Consider the following 20,240-nt stretch of genomic DNA (forward strand, 5'->3'; position numbering starts at 1 on the left):
CAGCATTGTTGCTGCGGGGGAGTGGGCAAAGAATGCACGCACACCACCCACCTACGGCAGCACCATGGCACCTGGCATCTGCCCTGGATTGGTTCGGCACGCCACGTTGGCTGCATGCGTCTTGCTGGCCGGATGTGCAGCGCCGCCATCGAAGGCGACGCCACTTGCAGCAGCGACATCGAGTGCCACATCCACCGAGGAGGCATTGATCCCCGCCTATCGCGCTCGCTTCAATCGCGCGCGTGCGGTGATTGCGGTGATGGGGGAGAACACAGGCGTGGAGATCAGCGACTTCCTGGTGCCTTTCGCGATCCGCTGCTGGCGTTCCTGATCTAACGCGGACTGCTCGCAGCATTGGGCGCTGCAGATCCGTGAGTCGTGATCGAAGCGGCCAATCACATCGCACTCGGCGATCTGGCGCAAGCCAGTCATGTTGTCACCGGTCGGCTGCAGTTCGTTGAGACAGTCGTCCAGCGACAGTAGGGTGTGCGTGCGGAAGGCAACGATCGCCGCCTCATGCTCACTGGACAAAACGATGGAGCGCGGCTGCCTCGGACCGGTGGGCAACTCCGCAACCGCGGTCCGCTTCTTCCACTTCGCCACGGTCTTTTGATTGATTCCGTAGCGCTTGGAGAGCGCTCTCAGCCTTGCTTGACGATGTTGTTTCGCTCGACGCATTGCCTCTGCCGTGGTGGCGCTTCAGGGCAGAACCTGGCCCATCGTGCTTGCTTCCAGTCGTGGGGAAAGAGTGCACCCTCAATGTCTGAGACCAAACACCTAGTCACTCGCCGGAGGATCAAACCGCAATCCGCCGCGGCTTTGCAGCGCGATGTTTTCGACCTCGACATGGCTCTTTTCCACCAGCATGTCGCCGGTCAGGCCCAGGTAGTCCTTGAAGTGCGGTGTCTGGCGATGCGAGGCATAGGCTGCGGCGTCGGCGTAGATCTCGAAGAAGATCCATTGATCCGGTCGCCCCTTGCGGGTCGCCGCATACATCGCCAGCACGCCGGGCTCGACCTGCATGGATTTGCGCATCTCCTTCGTGACGATGCGATGGAATTGGGCGAGGTCTTCGCGCTTCACCGTCACCTCGACGATGCGCGCTTCCGGCGCCTTGCCGCGCTGCAGGATCGATAGCGCAGCCGGCTGCTCCGCAAGGAACATTGGATCGATCTCGACTAGGCGCTTGTCTGTGACCAGCGACCGCGTCGATTCGAGGAAGCGCCGATAATGGGCAGTCTCGATGTGGCGCCGATAGGCTGCCTCGTCGGCATATAGTTCGAGCACGTAGGCCAGGCCGGGTGTGCTCAGGCTGGCGACCGCATGCATCGCCAGCACACCGGGCTCGTCGCGGAGCGAGGCCTGCATATTGTCCCGGCCCGCAGCATCGAACACTTGCGCCCGCGCAGGATCGGTCTGCAATTCGAAGAGACGCACCACCGGCTGCGCGGCGGCAATCGGGGCGACCAGCATCGTTGCCATGGTCAATAGAATTCTCCAGCAGTTCACGTCAGTCCACCTTGTTTCGACGGGTGCTTACAGATTGAAACGTTCATGATGCGCCCCGTCGACGGTGGTACTGATCGTCGCTCAGGCCGTCCTGTATTCCCGTGCCGGCGCGGTGGGCGTTGCCGGGGCGGCGCGCGTCTGGCCAGTGCGTGATGCCAGACGCGCACCGGACCACGTCGCCTGCCGACGTCCGCATCATTCCGGTGTGTGGTCCATGCCTGCGGTCATCACCAGGCGTAGGCCGTTGACGCGGGTTTGCCTGGCGCAACGTACGCCGACGAGGCGATAGCGTCGTGTTCGACATGACCGACTCACAGCCTCAGCAATCGCGCCGCGTTGCCGTGGGCGATGAGCGCCTTTTCCGCATCGCTGACGGGCAGGTTCTCGATGAAAGCACGCGCGCCATCCAGGCTCTGGTAGGGGTAGTCAATGGAATACAGGATGCGTTGCGCGCCCATCAGCGCGTACACAAACTGGAAATGCGGCAGGGTGAGCATGCCGCTGGGGGAGACGTACACGTGTTCGCGATAGGTCTGCACGATGGAACGTTCCAGACCCGAGGCTTCCTGCGGAATGGAATCCTCCAGCCGCTGCAGGAAGAACGGCACCATCTCGCCCCAGTGGCCACTGATGACCTGCAGGTTGCGATGGCGGTCGAATACCCCGGCCAGCAGCATGCGCACGACCTGGATGCCGGCTTCGTTGTGCCAGCCCCAGGCGAACGTGGACAAGCGTGCGCTCAGCTCGGGATCCAAGCCGCCGTAGTAGGGCGCCTGCACAGCGGGCAGCGGCAGGCCGGGGTGGACGTACAGCGGCACCTTCAGCGTGTCCAACGCGGCGAGGATCGGCGCGTAGCGCGTATCGTCAAGAAATGTATCGCCAGGGCGGCCGTTGATCAGCGCGCCCTTGAGGCCCAGTTCCTTCACTGCACGCTCCAGCTCGCGCGCAGCTGCGTCTGGCGCCTGCCAGGGCAGGGTGGCGAAACCGGCATAGCGGGTGGGGTGGGCCTGCACTGCCTCCGCCAGCCTGTCGTTGGCTGCACAATTGAGCGCGATAGCGTCGGCCGCCGGTAACAGTTGCGGGAATCCGCCGAAGGACAGCACCTGCATGTCGATGCCCGCCGCGTCCATGTCCGCCAGGCGCGACGCGCCCATCTCCAGCGCCTTGCGCGCGGACTCGGCAGGCGCGATCACATGCGGACGACTGCGATCGGTCACCTGCCGGCCATCGATCACGCGGTGGCCCCAGTCGGCGAGGTAGGGCGCCTCGGCGCGTACGCGCGCCTGCGCGGCCTGTCCGATCGCCGGATCGAGCACGTGTTCTTCGACGCAGATCAGTTTCATGATGCTCCCGTTGAAAGAGGGATCGGACGCAGGCAGCCATGGTCATCGGCAGCAACGCGAGCAGTCCGCGCCGAGCGTGAAAGCCTGCCGCCATATCCGCATGTGATCAGGCCAGCAGCGCGTCCCGCAGTGCCACGCCCAGGCTCGCCGCAGACTGCGGGTTCTGGCCAGTGATGAGCCGGCCGTCGACGATCACGTTGTCGGCCCAGTTGGACGCGTTCTGGTGATGCGCACCACGTGCGTTGAGCGTGGACGCCAGCAGAAAGGGCACGACGTGCGTCGATTGCACTTCCTCTTCCTCGTCGTCTGTGAAGGCGGCGACCTGCTTGCCGGCGATCAGCAGGCTGCCGTCGGCGCGTGTCGCGTTCACCAGGGCCGCCGGGCCGTGGCACACCGCCGAGACGATTCCGCCCGCCGCATCGATCTCGCGGATCGCTTTCTGCGCAGCGGCGCTGTCGGGGAAGTCCCACATCGTGCCGTGGCCGCCGGCGAAGAAGATCGCCGAGTAGCGCGCGGGATTCACCTCGTCCAGGCGCACCGTGTTGGCGATCGCATGGCGGAATTCAGAGTCGGCCCAGTAGTGCGCGATGACTGGATCGTGCAGGTCTTCCATCCCGTCCAGCGGCGCGTCGCCGCCCTGGATCGAGGCGAATTCCACCTTGATGCCTGCCTTATGCAGTTTTTCCAGCGGATGGGTGACTTCGGCAAGGTTGTAGCCGGTGGGAATACCTGTGTCCCCCTTCACCGCGCAGCTGGTGACGACGAAGAGGACTGGCAGGAGGTCTGAGGCGTGCTTGGGCATGGTCTTGGGATTCCTGTGTTCGAGCGAACTTTGGTCTATGGTCAAGCGACCGCATCGAGTGCGAGGTGCTTGCCGAAAAATGCGCGAGCGTCGCAACCGTCGGATCGATGTCGTGCGGCAGCTCGGACAGTGCGATGTGGGTGGTGCCTGCGATCACCAACAGCGGCCTGGCTCCTTGGTGAGCGCATCGGCTTGGTTGCTGTAGCCCCTCCTTGATAACGCTCTGCTGCCGGCGACCAGCAGTGGTGGTGGCGTCAGCGGCTCCGGCAAGGTGTTGAAGGTCGAGACCGCCGGCAGGGCGAATGCCGACTAGCACCGGAAAATTGCTGTCCTCGCTGGAATTGCCGGGCAGTTGCAGGTGGGCGACGATCTGCACGGCCCGGTTCTGAAAGCGGGACGGCTGGACCATCGGTCTTCATCAGGACTCAGGCGTTGCCGGATGCGAAGAGCATTTCCCAGTTCGTGAACGGGCCGAGCGGGATCACCTCCCAGCCGATCAGTCCGGCCTTGGCCAGCGGAAACGCGCTCAGTACTTTTTGCGCCGTTTCGACCGAGTCGGCTTCGGCAATGATCGCAACGCCGGGGCGATCCTGGCGGAAATAAATGTCGCGGACGAAGCCGCTTTTGTAGTCCTGCCAGCAATGGCGGGCTTCGTCCAGCATGTGCGGCTGGTACTTCTCCAGGCTGGCGCCGGGCTGAGGCGTGTCGAGGCAGAGGAATTTCATGGCAGGTCCTTGTGGAAAATCGATGGGTGTTTGTCAGGCGGGTTCAACGCGAGCGGATGCAGGTCCGACGGAACCAAGCCGGCGCACCGTCTCGGCCACGCGCTGTCCAAGGTAGGCGGCCGTTTCCAGATCGCTTGCGATGGGGGTATCGTCCGGGCCCTGGTCGCCGTTGGATTGCGCCATGGCGCCCAGCCAGCTTCCGAGCCTGTTGAGGTCGTGCACGCTGCCTCGGCTGCTGTCATTGCCGGGCTTCAGGTCCAACCCCACCCACACCATGCCGTGCTGCGCGGCGAACAGCGCCATCTGGATCAGCGAATGCAGCTTGTCGCCGTTTTGCGCGCCGGAATTGGTGAAGCCGGCGGCGATCTTGTCGCGCCACTTCATCGCGTTCCAGGCGACCGCGGTGGAGTCCTCGCAGAACTGTTTGAAGCGAGCGCTGGGCGCGCCGTTGTAGGTGGGCGCACCGAAAACGATGGCATCGCTGGCGGCGAGGGCCGGCCAGGGAATCGGGCCGTCGGAGATGGCGATCAACCGCGCTTCGGTTCCCGACACGCGGCGAATGCCTTCGGCGACGGCCTCGGCCTGCCTACGTGTGTGGCCGTAGCCGCTGTCGTAGACGACGCAGATGCTCGGCGGGGGAGTGCTTATCGATGACATGCCGGCATCATGCGCGGCGTATCTCTAAACCAGAAGTCGTCAATTGGTTGATCGTCTATCAACCTGCAGTTGATAATCATCTTTCCGGCATGCCGCCGCCCATCTGAGCACAGCATGGATTCGCCACACCGCGTCCGCGCCATTCTTTCCTTCGTGCACGCAGCGGACGGCGGCAGCTTTGCGGCGGCTGGGCGCACGCTTGGCGTGACCTCCGCTGCGGTCAGCAAGAACGTCGCCACTCTTGAAAAGGTGCTGGGCGTGCGCCTGATGAACCGCACGACGCGTACGCTCAAGCTCACCGACGAGGGCATCGCGTTCCTGCGGCGCGCACGGCTGGCGCTGGAAGCATTAGACGCGGCCGTCGATGCCGTTGCCATACAGCGCGAGCAGCTCAGTGGGCGTGTCCACATCACCACCAGCGTCTCGTTCGGGCAGGAACATCTGATGCCCGTGCTGCCGGGCCTGCTGTCGCGGCATCCCGGCTTGTCGGTGGAGGTGGACTTCGACGACCGCGTCGTCGATTTCGTGCGCGGCGGTTACGACCTGGCCCTACGCGGGGGAAATATCCGCGATTCCGCGCTGGTATCGCGCCCGGTCTGTCGCCTGAACACCGTACTCGTCGCTTCGCCCGATTATTTGGCGCGCCATGGCGTACCGCGCAATTCCAGTGAGTTGCGCCAGCACAGGCTGATCGCGCGGCGCTTCCTGGGCGGTGCGGTCGCGACATGGAGTTTCCGCGCGACAGACGGCGGTATCGTCACCCTCGATCCGTCCGACACCGCGCTGCTGACGTTGTCGGCACCGGCAAGCCTGGTCGCGGCCGCATGCGACGGCATCGGCATTGCACAGGTTGGGGTGCATCTGGCATGGGAGGAACTGGTCTCGGGCAGATTGAAGATTGTCCTGCACCGCCAGTACCACCCCGGTAGCTACGAGATGGTCATCCAGTATCCCCACCGCGCCCTGATCGCTCCGCGTGTGCGGGTCACGGTGGACTACCTGCTGGAGGCGTTTTCCGCAGATAAGACCTTGCACGTGCCATTGAAGATGCTGGATGCCTATGCGATGGGTGCGACTTGACGCATGGTGCTGTCGAAGCGTGCCACTGGTGCAGAAGGCGCCAATAAAACGCTATGGACCCAACTCCAGGAGTTGCTGGATGCGGCGAATGCCGAGCGAGACACTTTGACCAACACATGCGTGCCACTGAAGACCTGGCATATGCGGAGATCGTTTCGTGCGCTTCAGGAGTCCAATGCACTTGAGGCACAACTGGCCAAATTGAACGATCTGCCGGCAGCACTTGAGGCGGCGTGGCATCAACATCGCGGACGGAGTCAGCCCAAGCACCCCAAACGCGCGCGCTAAGAGCAAGTGCGGCAAAGCGGCTGCTACCTAATGCCAAGCAAGCGACCGTGTCGCAATGAATGGCGAGTACAGCACCAAAGCCTTACTGAGGATCGTGCCCCTTAGAACTTGTTCAACGTCTTCTAAGCATCAACGCGCGCAAAGCCAAAACGGCGGGCATTGCTGCCCGCCGCCAATCGCTGCGTATTACATTTGCGGCAGTCGTTACTGCACGCAGGTCGCCACGGTGTTCTGTACCGAGGTACGGAACGCAGCGACGCCATCGAGGTAGGCAAAGCCGGCTGGTAATGCTGGACGCGTGGTGGTGGTGTAGAAGATACCGAACAGATCCTTCACTGCCTGCACGTGCGCGGCGCTGCCATTGCCGCTGGTATAGCCGGCAACGTAGGTGATGGCCGCGATCGGATACGCATTGGTGATCGACGCGGCCGGATTGACCAGGCGGACGCAATTCTTGACGGCCTGCGTTCCGGTACCCGGTGCTGCGTTGACGGTGGCACCGTCCAGCACGCGACCACTCAGCAGGGCCGCCGCTGCCAGCGACACCGGGGTTCCGTTCTGGCCAAACAGCGCCGGATCGAATCCGTTGACCTTGGCGTACTTGGCAGACTGCAGCAGCACTTCGCCAATGTCGGCATACCCCAGCGCATTGGTGTTGGCCGTTGCGCGCACCGCGGTGACCACACCGTTGTTGCCACTGGCGCCGATACCGCGCGAGCCGTACACCGTGCTCACACCGCCCGGCAGTGCCGAGTTGAAGGTCTGGTTGGGGGTGAAGACAAAGCCCGACGGCACATTGGCCGTGCCATTGCAGGTACGCGCCAGATAGCTAGTGAAGGCGAAGCTGGTGCCGCTGCCATCGGTACGGTAGACGATCTTGATCGGGCCGGTTGCGCCGCTGCCGGAGACCAGCGACCAGTCACTGACCTGGCCGGAATAGATCTGGCAGACCTGTGCGGAGGTCAACGCCAGCGCGGTGGTGGCGGTGCTCTGCGACAACGCGATGGCACCGGCGATGGTCGGGATCTGCACCACGCCGACGCGTGCTGCGGCATTGCTGCCGCTCAGAAATGCCTGGTAGTCGGCGGTGCTGTACGGTGCATCGGTGCCGATGAAATCCGGCGTGGCGGTGGCTGCGCTCAGGCCAGCAGGGGCGACGCTGAAATCGTTACACGCTTGGTTGGCAGCGACGGTACCTGCAAGCGTGTTCTTGCCCGTGCCGCTGCCGGTCTGGCAGTACGACACCTTGTTGCTGTTGGCGCCCGCGCTGAACGTGGCGAAGATCGAGCCTGCGCTGATCCCGGCAACGGTGCTGCTGCCGCCGGCGGTGTTGCCGGCATTGGTGGACAGACGCGCATCGGGGTTCGGCGTCAGGTAGGCATTGCCCACATAAGGCTGCGCCGGGAAGGTCGCGCCGCCACCGTACAGATTTTCGGCAGCCATGGCGGGGGTCGCCAGGACAACAAGAGCGGCCGCGACGGCGGTGGCGAGCGAAACGGGGGACATAATGGAAGTGCGCACTGCTTTTCTCCTTCATTGGAAAACAGCGGATCGGATGGGTTTATCCGTGCGAATTGAATGCGATTAACTATCGCAAACCCAGGCTGCGCTTCTTGCATTATGGTTGCGCGACAAAATTAAATTTCTTTTGTGACTTCGGTTAATTGCGACACGTTGCAACATTCATATTTCGACCGCATACGGATTTATGCGGGAATGTCAGATTTACTGCATTCGCACGGGGCAATATCTCCATTCGATGACGAGCGCAAGCGCTGACAGCATCACGGGTTTTTCCGGCAATTAGCATCGTTTTCAGGGCAGTCACCGAATCCCACCACCTGGACGGTGATGATCGATGGCGTGTCGGTGACAGTTGCCGGACGCTTGGCGACCTCGCTGGCGGCATCAGCCACTGCAGAGGCTGCATTGGATGCACTGCTGAGCGCACTGGTATTGACGCTGCGCGTACTGCCAACCCCAACCGCATCGCCCTTGACCTGGATATTGTCGGCATTGGCAACGAACTGCGAGGCCACCACCAGATTACCGGCGGCGCGAATACCTGCATCACCCGCGTCGACGGTGCCGCGCGGCGCAACCAGCACGGCGTTTCCACGCGGATCGCCGGGATTGAGTTGCAGCGTGGCGATGCCGGCACCGCTCACCTGTCCACTGGCGTCAAGCATGCAGAACTGGTCCTGGTCGCATAGATAGCGGGCGCGAGCGCGCTCGGCACTGGTCTTGCTTCCCTTGCCGGCGTTGATGTCGCCGTTGGAGCTCCACACGGTCAGGTTGCCGCCGCGCTGGGTGAAGATTCGGCTCTGCGCGAGCAGCACGTTGGCATCGGTAAACAGGCCGATCTCCCCCTGGCCGACGGCCAGAATGCCTTGTTGCGCCGGGCCGATCAGCACGTTGCCCTGTCCATCGACCACGCTCGGCGGGGCCAGCACGCTACCGATCTGCAGATCGCCGCCGGGGCCGAGCACACGGATGTCGCCGCCACGTTCGGTCTGCAAGGTCGAACCACGCATGTCCAACGCGCCGGTGCGCACGCGCTCACTGGCACCGTTGGCGCCGCCTTCCAGGTTGTTGCGCGTGTAGCCCAGGCTGGCCGGGAACAGCAGATCGATCGCGGCATAGCCGCGTGCGTACTTCTGGAAATCGGCACTGGCGGGATTGGCGTAGCCTTCGCCCACCTGTTTAAGCACGTCCAGAAAAACGCGCTCGGTCAGCAGCCTGCGGGTGCTGGCCGGCAACCGGTTGAAGGTCTGCCAGGCATCTGTTGCGGTCGCGGCCGTGTCGGTGTTGGCCTGCAACGCGGGGGATGGCTCGGTTCCGACACTTTCGGCCGAATGCAGGCGACTGAACGCGAGTAACCATTGCTGATACGTGGCGTTGCTGTGTGCGCTGGACGGGTCCAGGTATTGCGCGGCGAAGGCATCGGCTTGTTCGCCATTGGCAATGCCGTAGCGCACCACCAGGTCCGCGCCTTCGCTGGGCAATCCGGTGTTGCTGCGGTTGCCGGTGGTGCGGATGCCGCCGGCATTGCGGTCGTTGAGCAATGCCGCGCTCAGCGCCTCGTTGGCCGAGGTGAGCGGACCAAGATTGCGCCCGGCCTGTACCTCGAAGGTGCCCGGGCCTGCAAGTTCCATCCAGCCCCAGCGCACCGCCTCGGTACTGGTGCTTTGATTGGCACCACCCTGCACCGGGGTGTAGTAAACATCGCGGCCCGCTTGCACGCGCGTTATATCGCTCAGCCGGTAATTTTGCGCACGCAGATCCAGATTGACGATATCGCCGCCGGCACGCAGATCGGCGGGTTTGGGCAGCTTGATGGTCAGCGGATTGACCATGAAGCCATCCACCGCGTAGCCGCCGACCAGATCGCCATCGCGGCTGTACAGGCGCACCGGCTGGGTGTCTTGGCGATGCAGGTTGAGTTTGTCGGTTGCCGCTGCAGCGCTGTCGTCACCGGCATAGGCGCCGGTTTCATCCAGCATCGCCAGTTCGAACTTGCGCCTGCCGCCGCTCAAGGTGTCGTCGAACAAGCGGATATCGTCCTGGGCCAGGATCTCCAGTTGCCCCTGCGCGGACGGATACAGCCGGCCGCTGGTTTCGATCTGGATGGCGCCACCATGCGCGCTTGCATACAGCTGTGCGGGCAGAACGCTGTCGAATACGCTGTCGGTGAGGATGGCGCTGTCGGTGCCGCGACTCGGGTCGCGTTGCCCGTTGAAGAACAGCACGCCAGGCAATTTGAGCGTTCCCAATCGCACATCGCCATTGAGTGCATCGATCCCGACCGAGGAGGTCTGGCCGTAGTCGGTGGTCGCACGCGCGCTAGCGCCCAACAGCGGACCGATGCTGCCGGTGGCAGTGAGATAGGCGGGATTGACTATGGCGCCAAGCGCGACATCGCCACCGGCGTGCACGGCCCATTGGCCGTCCTGCACCGCCAGCACCGGGTCGACCTCGCTGCTCACGCTACGTGGGGTGCCATTGATATCGAAGCCTTGTGCGCTCAGGGCAAACGCGCTGCCCAGACTGCCGCCGGCGCTCAGGTTGCCTTGTCCACGTGCGACGAAGTAATCGCCGCCCAGCACATCGCGCCCGGCCTGCACATCGAGATCACCGCCGCCGTACGTCTGCCGGCCATCGGCCACCAGCTGGTAACTGGTCGGCAGGGAGACCGACAGTTCGCGGATATCGCGACCAGCTTGCACCGCCACGTCGCCCCCGCTGGCCAGCACCCCCTGAGCGAAGCCGCCATAGTTGATGAGCCCGGCGCGTGGGGTGGTGCCATCGGTGTCCAGCGGATTACCCACTTGCAACCAGGGCCACCAGTACTGACCGACATAATTGCCGGTCACTCCGGTTCTGCTGCCGTCGCGATCGTAGATTTGGCGGTTGCCCAGAATGTCGCGCCCGGCCTGCAGCTGGATGTTGCCGGCAGCGTCGGCGTTGGCCTGCGCGCTGACGATCTGATCGGCCGCGCTGCCGTCATTACGCACAACCCGGACATCGGTGCCGATCTCGCCATCGCCAGCGGGCCGGCCGGCGGTGTAGATGCTGGCCGGTGCATCGGCATCGGCAAAACGCAGATCGCGTGCGGCGGCGATCTGGATGCTGCCGGTTCCGGTACGCACTACGGTGGGAAGCAGCAGATCTTTCAGGCCGTCTTCCTGGTAGCGCTGGTGACCATCCAGCAGCACGTCCGCAGTGCTTTCGGCGCGCAGCGCATCGGGACGAATGCCAGAAAAATCTGCGCCGGCGATAATGCGGTAACTGCTGCTGTCGCCACCGATCAGGCTGGTAGTCGCCATCGGCAGCGGATTGTTGGCGTTGGCCTGCAGGGACGGCGTGTTCTGGGTGGCCGCCGGAAGCAGCGCTCCCAGCACTGGCAGCGCTGGTGCGGTGAAAGTGGGCAACGCGAACTCACCTAGCGCATTGTAGAACGCAGCGAGATCCAGTACGTAGCGCTCGTAATTGTTGAGGTATTGCGGGTAATCGGCGGGCGAGCTCGGCGCCGGTGGCGCCACCGGCTGACCGGGATAGTCCTGCACCGGGTAGCCCAGTTCGGGCGCGTAGTTGGCGATGAAACCGCCCAGCAACGTGTCGTAGGGCGGGAAGGTGCCTGCCCATTCCGGCTGCGATTTCTGCAGCATGGCCAGTAACTGCATGTACTGGCCGTAGTACTGCAGGGCCTGTTCCTGGTCGCCCCCCAGGCTGGACGGCGGCGCGGGAACCAGGCCGTCCAGGGTGGCGAACAGCTGGTCCTGCCCGAACGCGAGCACCGCCTGATAGCCGGAGTTCGCCGTTGGGTAGCTGGCCTGCGGCCCGCCACCGCCGAAGGGGTTGCTGAGTTGATAGAACCCGTCGCTGAGGCTGGCCTTGACGATCACGGCCGATTCGGCGCGCAGGCTGACCGTGGGTGCGTTGCCGTTGTAGCGGAAATCCAGTTGATTGCGGTTGGCGCCGGCGCCCAGGTTCCAGTTGCTCAGCACGCGGATTTCGCCGCCGTTGAGGGTAGGGTCGGGGTTACGCAATTCGATGCCCGGGCGGGCGTGCAGATTCGGCACATTCGCCAGACGCTGCTCGAACGTAAAGCCGGGGCGCTGCACAAAGCCCATCAAGGTGCCGGGTGCGCGCGCCGCATCGTCGGCATAGCCATAGAACTGCCGATGCACAAGATTGGCGTTGTCGGGGGTAAAAAGATAACGGCTCAGGTAATCGGCGATCTGTTCCGGCGTGCTCGGCGCCACTGCGATCGGCGTGCCGGTCATGTCCGACCAACTGCCTACCACCAGGCTGCCTTGTGCGTCGTACCAGCCGGCCGGGTCGACGATGCCATCGAAATGCTTGGCCGTATCGGTGCTGGCGTCGGTGGTGCTCCACACCGCATACGCTTCAAGATCCACGCTACGCGCGCCGCGGATGCTGGCGCCATCGGCGACGGTGACGTTGACCTCGCCATCGTTCAACAGCGGCGTGCGGATCTGCACATCGCCACCGGACAGGCCACCGGCACTGCCGCCGGAAACATCCAGCACGGCAGCGGCACCGATGGCGATGGTACCCGCCGCTGCGGCCTGTACGTTCTGATAACCGAACTCTGGGTTCAACGAGCCATCGGCCACGCCGCTGCTGCCGAGCTGGATGCTGCCGCCGCGTTTGTCGGCGGCACTGCCACGCGCCAACAACTGGCCGTCGATGGCAATGCCGTGGCGTCCCCACAAAGCGATGCTGCCGCCTTGCGTCCCGGAGGCATCGATGCGTCCGTCGATGCGCAGATTGCCATTGCCCGCATCGCGGCCGGCGACGGACGCGCCGCCATCGGCGGTGAGGCTGACGCTGTCCGCACGCAGGCTGCGATCGGCCGACAGCCACAGGTTGCCGCTGCGCGCATGTACGTCGATGGCGCCATTGAAACCGCCTGCGGCCAGTTGCGTTGCCAGCGGATCCAGCGCGACCGGGCTGCCCGAATCCAGCACGAAACGCCCGCCGCGCCCCTGTGCGGCGGTGCCGTCGATGCGGCCGGGCAGGGTGACGCTGCCTTGCGCCGCTATCAGCGTCAGCGTGCCGGCGTCGGCCTGTGCTGGGGCGCTCACGTCGAGCCGGGTGGAAGCATCGGCAGATACATCGCCATGCGTGGCAGCGAGCGTGATGCTGCCGCCGGGCGTGGCGTGTACGCGGTCGAAGAACGTGTCCACAACGCCGGCCGCGTCCAGGGATGCGCCATCGTGCAGGCGCACTGCACCCTGGCTGCTGCGCAGCTGGATCGCCCCGGAGTTGGCGCGGATCAGCGCGGTGCTGTCGACACTGCCGCCTTGCAAGGTGATCCGGCCGCCCAGCGGGCGGGCGGTGTCGCTGCTGCCTTCACTGCGCGCGAGCCGTAGTGCGCCGGTGGTGATCAAGGCATGGTCGGCACCGGCGTCGGCCAGCAGCAACGGCGCGCGCAGGTCGACATCCACGGCGCCGAAATCGAATTCGCCACGGTCGCGCACCACCACTTGCTGGGTGGCCTCGATCGCGACCGCTGCAAAACCGGCCAGTTGCTTGTCGCCGCCTGCAAACGCCACCTCGCGCCCTTGCAGTCGCAGCAGACCGCTGCCTGCGACCACGCCGGCAGGATCGGCTGCAGCGCCCAGGTTGGACAGGGTCAGCCGATCGGCCTGCAGGCTGACCGAGCGACCATCGCCGATGAAGCGACCGGCGCTGAGAGTGAGTGCGTTGTCCACGCGCAGGTCCAGGCCACCGGCAAACACCATGTCGCCATAGCTGTGCAGGCTGATTTGCCTGGCCTGCCCGAACTGGGCCAGGCTGGCCGGACCGAACACCAGCCCATCGGCATCGCTGCTGACCGCTTGCGTATCCAGGCGCACCCGGCCGGCGCTGGCATCGATCTGCTCGCCGCGCAGCACGGCGCCCGCGGCAATGGCGCTGGCGCCGGTGGAATCCAGCGTGAGCGCCGCACCACCCTCCAGGCGTGCTCCATCGCCGATCTGCAGCAACGCCTTCGACTGCGCGGCATCGGGCACATTGGCGCGCTGCAGCGCAACGGGACCCACGCCGGACAGGCGCAGCAGCGCACCGTCGCCGCTCTCTCCAGACGCCTCGCCCAGCAACAGCGGTGTGGCGACACGCACGTCACTGCCGGCCTGCGCCTGCAGCACGCTACCGGCATCGATGTAGACGCCGCTGCCGCTGCTTTCGCCGCCAGCGGCCAGCAACAGCTCCGGTGCGCGCAACGCGGTATCGGCAGTGTTGCTGACCCGCACACGTTGCGATGTCACATGCACGCGCGTGCCCGCCGTGGTCTGCTCGCGCACGCCGCCCAGCAACAGGCTGCCGGCGTTCAGCGCATTGAGCGCGCCGGCGTCGATCCCGACGTAGCCATCGCTGGCAACCTGCCCGCTACCAAGTACCTGCAGCGCACGTGCGGCAATGTCCACCTGCGCGGCGCTGCCGCCGTTGGCAGCCGCGGTGGAGAGCGTGGCGCCCAGGCCGAGCCGCTGCGTGGCTGCCAGGATCAGCTGCCCACCATCGCGCGGCAATTGGGCTGCCGCTTGCTGGCTGAGGCTGGCCTGCGCGTCGAAAAAGGCGCTGGCACGGGTGCTGGTGTATTCCGAATACTGGCCCCAGGTTGCTGCCGACTGCACCTCGAACAAGTGCGCGCGCGCATTGCGCGTGCCGCTCAAGGTGTCGACCAAATGACCGGCCACCACAGCGGTGCCGTCGGGTGCCAGCAGGTTCTGCGCCGCCGTGGCATCACTGCTGTCGGGCCGCATCACCACCCGGAAGGCACCGGGCAGGGTGGCGTACCGGGCCGGCAGCAGGGTGTAGGTGCCGCTGGCCAGGCCAGGCACACCGTCCAGGTACACCGCACTGCCGGGTGCGGGTGCGCCCTCCAGGCGTTCGAACGCCGCATCGCTGGCGGCCAGCAGCGATTGCGGGCCGGGCACGATGGCATATACGCGGCGTCCATCGGGGTACAGCGGCACCTGCGTGGCCGCGCCGCTGGCATAGCTGGTGTTGCTGGAGGCCAGCAGATCGCGACTGCCGCCGGTACCCGGCACCCACTCGCTGGCCAGCAGATCGCCGCCGCCAGACAGGTCCACGCGCGCGCCGGGGGCCAAGGCCACCGAGTCGCCCGCAAGACGGATCTGTTTCTGTGGCGGGGCGGTCAGAGCAGCCGAGGTGCCTTGCACGGTGCCGTCGTAGCGCCACTGGCTGCCATCCACGTTGGTGCCATACGGCAACACCGCGCCTTCCAACGACACCGAGGTCAGGCTGCCGGGCTCCAGGCGAACCTCGCGCGTGGGCGTGGTGGCGCGGTTGCCGAAGACGGCATCGGCCGCGCCGTCTTCGGCGGCCTGGACGCCGAGTATCAGCCGGCCGTTGGGTGCGCGCAGGCGGCCCTCCTGCACGATGGTGGTGGCGTCCATGGCCAGCGTACCGCCGGCCGACAACGGCAGCGCCGGCACATCGCCGACCGCTTGCAGATGGATCTGGGTGTCGGCGCGGGTGCCGCTGGCATCCGTCGCGCCCAGGGCACGCACCAGGAAGGTTTCGCCGCTACCCGGATACACCTGCGCGGCGCGCAAGGTCAGATTGCCGGAGGTCAGCAGGTCGCCGGCACGCGGGGTGGCACCGCCGGTGGCGTTCTGCGCATAGGCGTAGGCCACCGGGGTATGGAAGCGTAGTGCGCCGCTGCTGGACAGCAGCGTATTGCCAATTCCGTCGAGCGTGAACTGGCCGCCCACATCGATCTGCTGCGCCTGCACCGCCAGGGTGGTATCGCTGCCGGCCCGCGGCTGCGCCAGCGTGATTTCGCCGGCGCGCTGCAGGCGGTAGCCAGACAGGCCCACGTAGGCAGCGCCAAGATCGACCCGGCTGCTGTCGGCCAGTGACGAGAAGTCGGTTGCATCGCTGCGCAACAGCGCATAGGACGGCGCGTTGAACAGCAGCGCCCGCGACAGCTGCAACGACACATCGCCGGCAAACCCGACCGGCACCAGCGGCCGCGCTTCGGTAGGTACCAGGTCGCCAACCTGCAAGGTGTCGATGCCGGCTCCCGTAAGACGGTCGGCGGCGAAGTACAGCGGGCCCGGCGTGGCGGTTGCCAATGGCAGCGGCGCGCCCGGTTGTGCGCCTTGCGGCAGGCGGCTGTCGTGCTGGGTGAAGATCACCCCGCTGGGCCCGGGCAGCAGCAGCCCGTTGCCGGATTGCAGCTGCAGCGGCAGCAGCGACAAGCTGCCGTCGCGTTGTTGCGGCGTGCCGCCGGCAGCTTGGATGCGTCCGTCGAAGAACAGGCCGGTGGCGGCGGCCAATGCCAACTGGCCGCCCGCACTGCCCACCGTCTGCGCCTGCAGCGGGTCGCCTGCGCCAATCAGCGGGCTGCCGCTGGGTAGATCCAGCGTGGCGGCGGCGCCGCGCAGATCCAGTTGGGCGCCAGCAGCGACGACAACCGCGCCGCTGTCGTTGCTGAGCGTGATGCTGCCACCATCGAGCACGCGGCCGCTGCGTGGCTGCACCAGCCCGCGCGCGCCGGGCCGCCATGCCGCCTGCGGGTCGAGCACCGCGACGCCGGACACATCCAGACGGCTGCTTTCGCCAAGCCAGACCGATTTACCCGGCAGTGCGTAGGCCTGGCCTTCGTCGATATCCGGCGGTGCGGACAATCCCGAACTGGCCGAGGTGTCGCCGGAGAGCAGGATGTGGCCGCCCTGGGTCTGGATGCCGCCGAGCACCGTGACCTGGCCGCGCCCACCCAGCCGAACCGTCGCGCCCGGGTCCAGCAGCAGCTGTGCGTCGCGCTCCATCCGCACCTGCCCGGTGCCGTCATCCAGCGTCGGATTGCCAGCCACCCGGCCCAGATAATCGCCACCACGCAACGCGAAATCGGTGCTGGGACGATAGAACGGATCCAGCTGGCCCAGCGAGACGTAGCCATTGCCGCCGGCCTGCGCGGCACCGGCGAACACCGCGCTGTCGCTGGGCGCCGTGGGCAGTGTCTGCAGGTTCGCAAGCAGGCTGCGCTGGTTCACCCGCACCTGGCTGCCGGCGGCGATGCTGGCATCGTGCTCGGCGGCCAGATCGTAGCGACCAAAGCTGCCTTGCTCGAAGAATCCCGCATCCAGCTGCAGCACTCGCGGATCGGACGGCGCCTGGCCACCGATCTGCACACCGAACGCACGCAGGCTCAGGGTGCCGCCACCGGCAAAACTGTCTGCGCGCAGGCTGGCCGGATCGAACTGCAGCCGGCCGGCATTGTCGGCGCGCTGCAGGTCGGCGGTGTAGGTGGGCGAACCTGCGTTCTCGCCGGCCGGGCGTTGATAGGTTCGCAACGCGATGTCGCCGCCGTGTCCAAGCGGGCGGCCATCGCTGAGCGGCAGGCTGCCATCCGGTGCGACATAGCCGCCGCCGGATGCATCCAGCACCGCGCCGGGTGCGATCAGCAGCGAGGCACTGACGTCGCGTCCGGTCGCCGAACCCGCATCGCCGATGGCCTGCTGCAGCGCGTCTAGCGTGATGCTGCCAGCATCGATAAATGCGCGGCCCTGCGGTTCCAGCGTGAGCCGGCGATCGTCGTTGACCCAACGTCCGCTCACGTCCAGGCGCGCGCCAGCGCCCAGCAGCAGGTCGCCGCGCTCCTGCGCGTCCACTGCATCCGGCCGCCAGTCCTGCGGCTTGACCAGCCCGCCACTGCTTTGCAGCGCAATGCTGCCGGCCCGCGCAATCAGCGCACCATCCACTTCGACACGCTGCGCCTGCAATGCAATGCGTCCGCCATCGCTTACCTGCAACTGCGCATCCGCATCCACTGCAATCACCGGCGCATTGCCGATTGCCACGCCGTGCAGGCCGCTGTCCTTGAGCATGCTGCTGGACAGCTGCGACCAGAACAGCGGGTTGTCGCGTTGCTGGGCATTGCCCTGGCTGCCGGGCAACGTCGAGGTTTGCGTGCCGATCTGCAGACCCTGCGGCATCTGCACGGCGGCGTCGACGATCTGCCAGCTGCGTGGGTCGCGCGGCGCATCGCCAGACTGCCCCAGCGTGGTGTTGTACAAGGCCGCATCGCTGTTGATACCGAGCGTGCCGCCCTGCGGCATTGCACCGCTGGCGCGTTGATACCGCCCAGACACCGCGTGCGCCGAGATCTCGCCGGCCAGCACCGCCACGCCGGAGGTGCCCAGTGGCCGCCCGAGCGCGATATTCAACGCACCGCCATTGCCGCCCTGCAGATACTCGCTTTCGTAAAAACGGCGCGTCCCCAGCAGCGGATTGCCGAACTGCTCACTCACGCCCCAGCGGGTGTGTTCGACCGTTTGCGATCCGGCGATGCCTAGATACTGCCGTGTGGGATCGGCGCTGGCTAGATCGTACAGGCGTCCATCGGCACCCAGCAGGCGTGCTGTTTCCACCATGCCGCCTTCGGTACGCAGATAACCGCCATCCAGCTGCACCTGCGCACGCGGGGCGATCACCAGATCGCGTGCCACGATGTTGACGGTGCCGCCATCGAGCAGGAGTTCATCGATGCTGCGCGGCACCTGGTCCACATACCCTTGTGCATTGAGCAGCGGGCTACCGACCCACGCCTGGCCATCGCTGCGAACACCGGTTGCACGCCGATCGAACTGCAGCGACTGGCGGAACAGCACGCCGTCGCGTTGCAGCGGTGCATCGGCCAATTCGTTCAAGCCCACGCGCGGGATGCGCACCAGATTGTCCTGCATGGCCTGCTGCACGTTGGCGATACCGGAGACATCGACCCGCGCACCGCTGTCGATCAGCAGGCGGTTGGTGAGGGCAGTGCGGCCACGCAGTTGCGCATTGCTGCTCTCGGCGGCCAGGCTGACCATGTCCACGGTGCCGCCGGGCGCGAACGTCAGCGATTGCGGCTGCAGATGCATCTGCGCGCCGGCCAGCACCATGCGCGGGCCGACAAACGCCAGGTCCGAAGCAGCGCTGGAGGTGGTGGTTTCGCCATCGTGTTCGGGCAGTGTCGCGGTGACCGAACCGGGCGCCAGCACCAGCGAACCGCCCTTGTAACCGGCCAGGCTGTCGCCGATTTGATTGTCCTGACTCAGCGCCAGAAGCATCACGCTGCCGGGGCGGCTGATGCTGGTGGTGGCCTGCACCAGGCCGCGTTGCTGCAACGAGTAACCGACCAGAGTGGCATTCCCGCGCGTCGCCGACACGATGCCGCTGTTGTCCAACCGGCCAATTCCCGAAAGATCGTTGCCGATCGGCGACAGAAAATTGCCAAAGCCCAGCGGCGCGCTCGTCCCGCTGCTGCCGAGCAGTTGTTGCAACTCCTGCGATTGCCGCAGGCCCAGCACCGCAGCCAGCAACGCCTGGCCGTCCTGCACGGTGACGCTGCCGGCATTGCTGACATTGGGCGCGGCGATCACGGTGTAGCCCTGGCTGCCAGTGGCCAGACGGGCACCGGCTTCGATGCGGATATCGCCCGGCATGCGGTCGGCGGCGGCCTCGCTACCGGTCAACACCACTCCGGTCTGGCCGGTGGGACCAAACAGGCCGCGATTGATGAACGTTTGGTCGCTGAGGGCACGGTTGGGGTCGAACAGATCCAGCGACGACACCAGCAGCGAATGCGCATTGACCTGGCTGCCGGCACCGAACAGCACGCCGTTGCGGTTGAGCAGATACACCTGACCCTGCGCCTGGATGCTGCCAAGGATGCTGCTCGGCGCTGCGCCCGGATCGTTGACCCGATTCAGGGCGATCCACTGCGCGGCTTCGCTGCCACCGGCCGACTGGTCGAAGCGCAACTGCGTGCGGCTGCCGACATTGAAGGTTTCCCAATTGAGGATGGCCTTCTTCTGGGTCTGGGTCACGGTCACCTGGGTGGTGCCATCGCTGACCTGTTGCGTCGGTGCCCTGGCGCCCAGCCAAACGTTGCGCTGGCCCAGCCGTGGGTCGCTCGCCAGCACCGTGCCGGGATCGATCTGCACGTTGTCTGGCACCTGCAAACCACCGCGTACCAGACCGTCGGGAACCGCTGCCTGCGCTGCAGCTGCCGCAGCACGCGCCGCGGTCTGCGTGGCGTCCAGCGCCTGGCGTGCCTGCGCGGCGCGTTGAAACGCCTGCAACGATTTCTGCGCCAGCGTCCCCGCTGCGGCGGCCTGCACGCCCTGCTGTTGCGCCGCCTGCGCGGCCTGCACGGACGGATCGGCGCCACGTCGCACGAACGGGCTGGATTGTGCATGCGCCTGATCGAACAGCGCCGTCGAGATCGCCGCGCTCAACAGGAACACGCGCAGTGGACGGGAGCGACGTTTGCGGGTCATGACGAATCCTTGAAAG

The 20,240-nt window shown here is 65.8% G+C and carries 9 protein-coding genes and 1 pseudogene; 2 read left to right on the top strand and 8 right to left on the bottom strand.

Annotation, left to right across the window (positions count from 1 at the left end):
- Nucleotides 1-426 precede the first annotated feature (426 nt).
- The 6 genes and pseudogenes from ACZZ0O_RS16955 to ACZZ0O_RS16980 form a co-directional block, all read right to left on the bottom strand.
- A pseudogene (locus ACZZ0O_RS16955) lies at nt 427-678 on the bottom strand (IS481 family transposase); the annotation flags it as partial.
- A 99-nt stretch (nt 679-777) separates the two neighbouring features.
- Nucleotides 778-1,482: a putative quinol monooxygenase gene (locus ACZZ0O_RS16960; protein ID WP_463591334.1), complete on the bottom strand. Its 705-nt coding sequence runs from the start codon at nt 1,480-1,482 to the stop codon at nt 778-780.
- Nucleotides 1,483-1,820: 338 nt separating this feature from the next.
- The gene (locus ACZZ0O_RS16965; protein ID WP_463591335.1) at nt 1,821-2,852 is read right to left on the bottom strand and encodes an amidohydrolase family protein; all 1,032 of its coding nucleotides are present in this window, start codon (nt 2,850-2,852) and stop codon (nt 1,821-1,823) included.
- A gap of 106 nt (nt 2,853-2,958) precedes the next feature.
- Nucleotides 2,959-3,654 carry a type 1 glutamine amidotransferase domain-containing protein gene (locus ACZZ0O_RS16970; protein ID WP_463591336.1) on the bottom strand — a complete coding sequence of 232 codons (696 nt, stop codon included), beginning with the start codon at nt 3,652-3,654 and terminating at the stop codon, nt 2,959-2,961.
- Nucleotides 3,655-4,079: 425 nt separating this feature from the next.
- Nucleotides 4,080-4,379, bottom strand: coding sequence for a YciI family protein (locus ACZZ0O_RS16975; RefSeq protein ID WP_323522929.1), 300 nt, complete (start codon nt 4,377-4,379; stop codon nt 4,080-4,082).
- A 33-nt stretch (nt 4,380-4,412) separates the two neighbouring features.
- On the bottom strand, nt 4,413-5,036 hold the full coding sequence (locus ACZZ0O_RS16980; RefSeq protein WP_323522928.1) for a flavodoxin family protein: 624 nt from the start codon (nt 5,034-5,036) through the stop codon (nt 4,413-4,415).
- Between the two features lie 114 nt (nt 5,037-5,150).
- Between ACZZ0O_RS16980 and ACZZ0O_RS16985 the strand changes: the two genes are divergently transcribed.
- Together ACZZ0O_RS16985 and ACZZ0O_RS16990 are read left to right on the top strand one after the other, a co-directional pair.
- The gene (locus ACZZ0O_RS16985; protein ID WP_463591337.1) at nt 5,151-6,116 is read left to right on the top strand and encodes a LysR family transcriptional regulator; all 966 of its coding nucleotides are present in this window, start codon (nt 5,151-5,153) and stop codon (nt 6,114-6,116) included.
- Nucleotides 6,117-6,119: 3 nt separating this feature from the next.
- A complete protein-coding gene (locus ACZZ0O_RS16990; RefSeq protein WP_463591338.1) occupies nt 6,120-6,404 on the top strand; it encodes a hypothetical protein in 285 nt (94 codons plus the stop codon).
- A gap of 204 nt (nt 6,405-6,608) precedes the next feature.
- On the opposite strand, the gene ACZZ0O_RS16995 is transcribed toward ACZZ0O_RS16990, so the two are convergent.
- The gene (locus ACZZ0O_RS16995) at nt 6,609-7,847 is read right to left on the bottom strand and encodes a PstS family phosphate ABC transporter substrate-binding protein (protein ID WP_463591339.1); all 1,239 of its coding nucleotides are present in this window, start codon (nt 7,845-7,847) and stop codon (nt 6,609-6,611) included.
- Between the two features lie 341 nt (nt 7,848-8,188).
- Nucleotides 8,189-20,224, bottom strand: coding sequence for a filamentous haemagglutinin family protein (locus ACZZ0O_RS17000; protein WP_463591340.1), 12,036 nt, complete (start codon nt 20,222-20,224; stop codon nt 8,189-8,191).
- Nucleotides 20,225-20,240: the final 16 nt, after the last annotated feature.

The organism is Xanthomonas sp. AC360 (genome assembly GCF_979258225.1).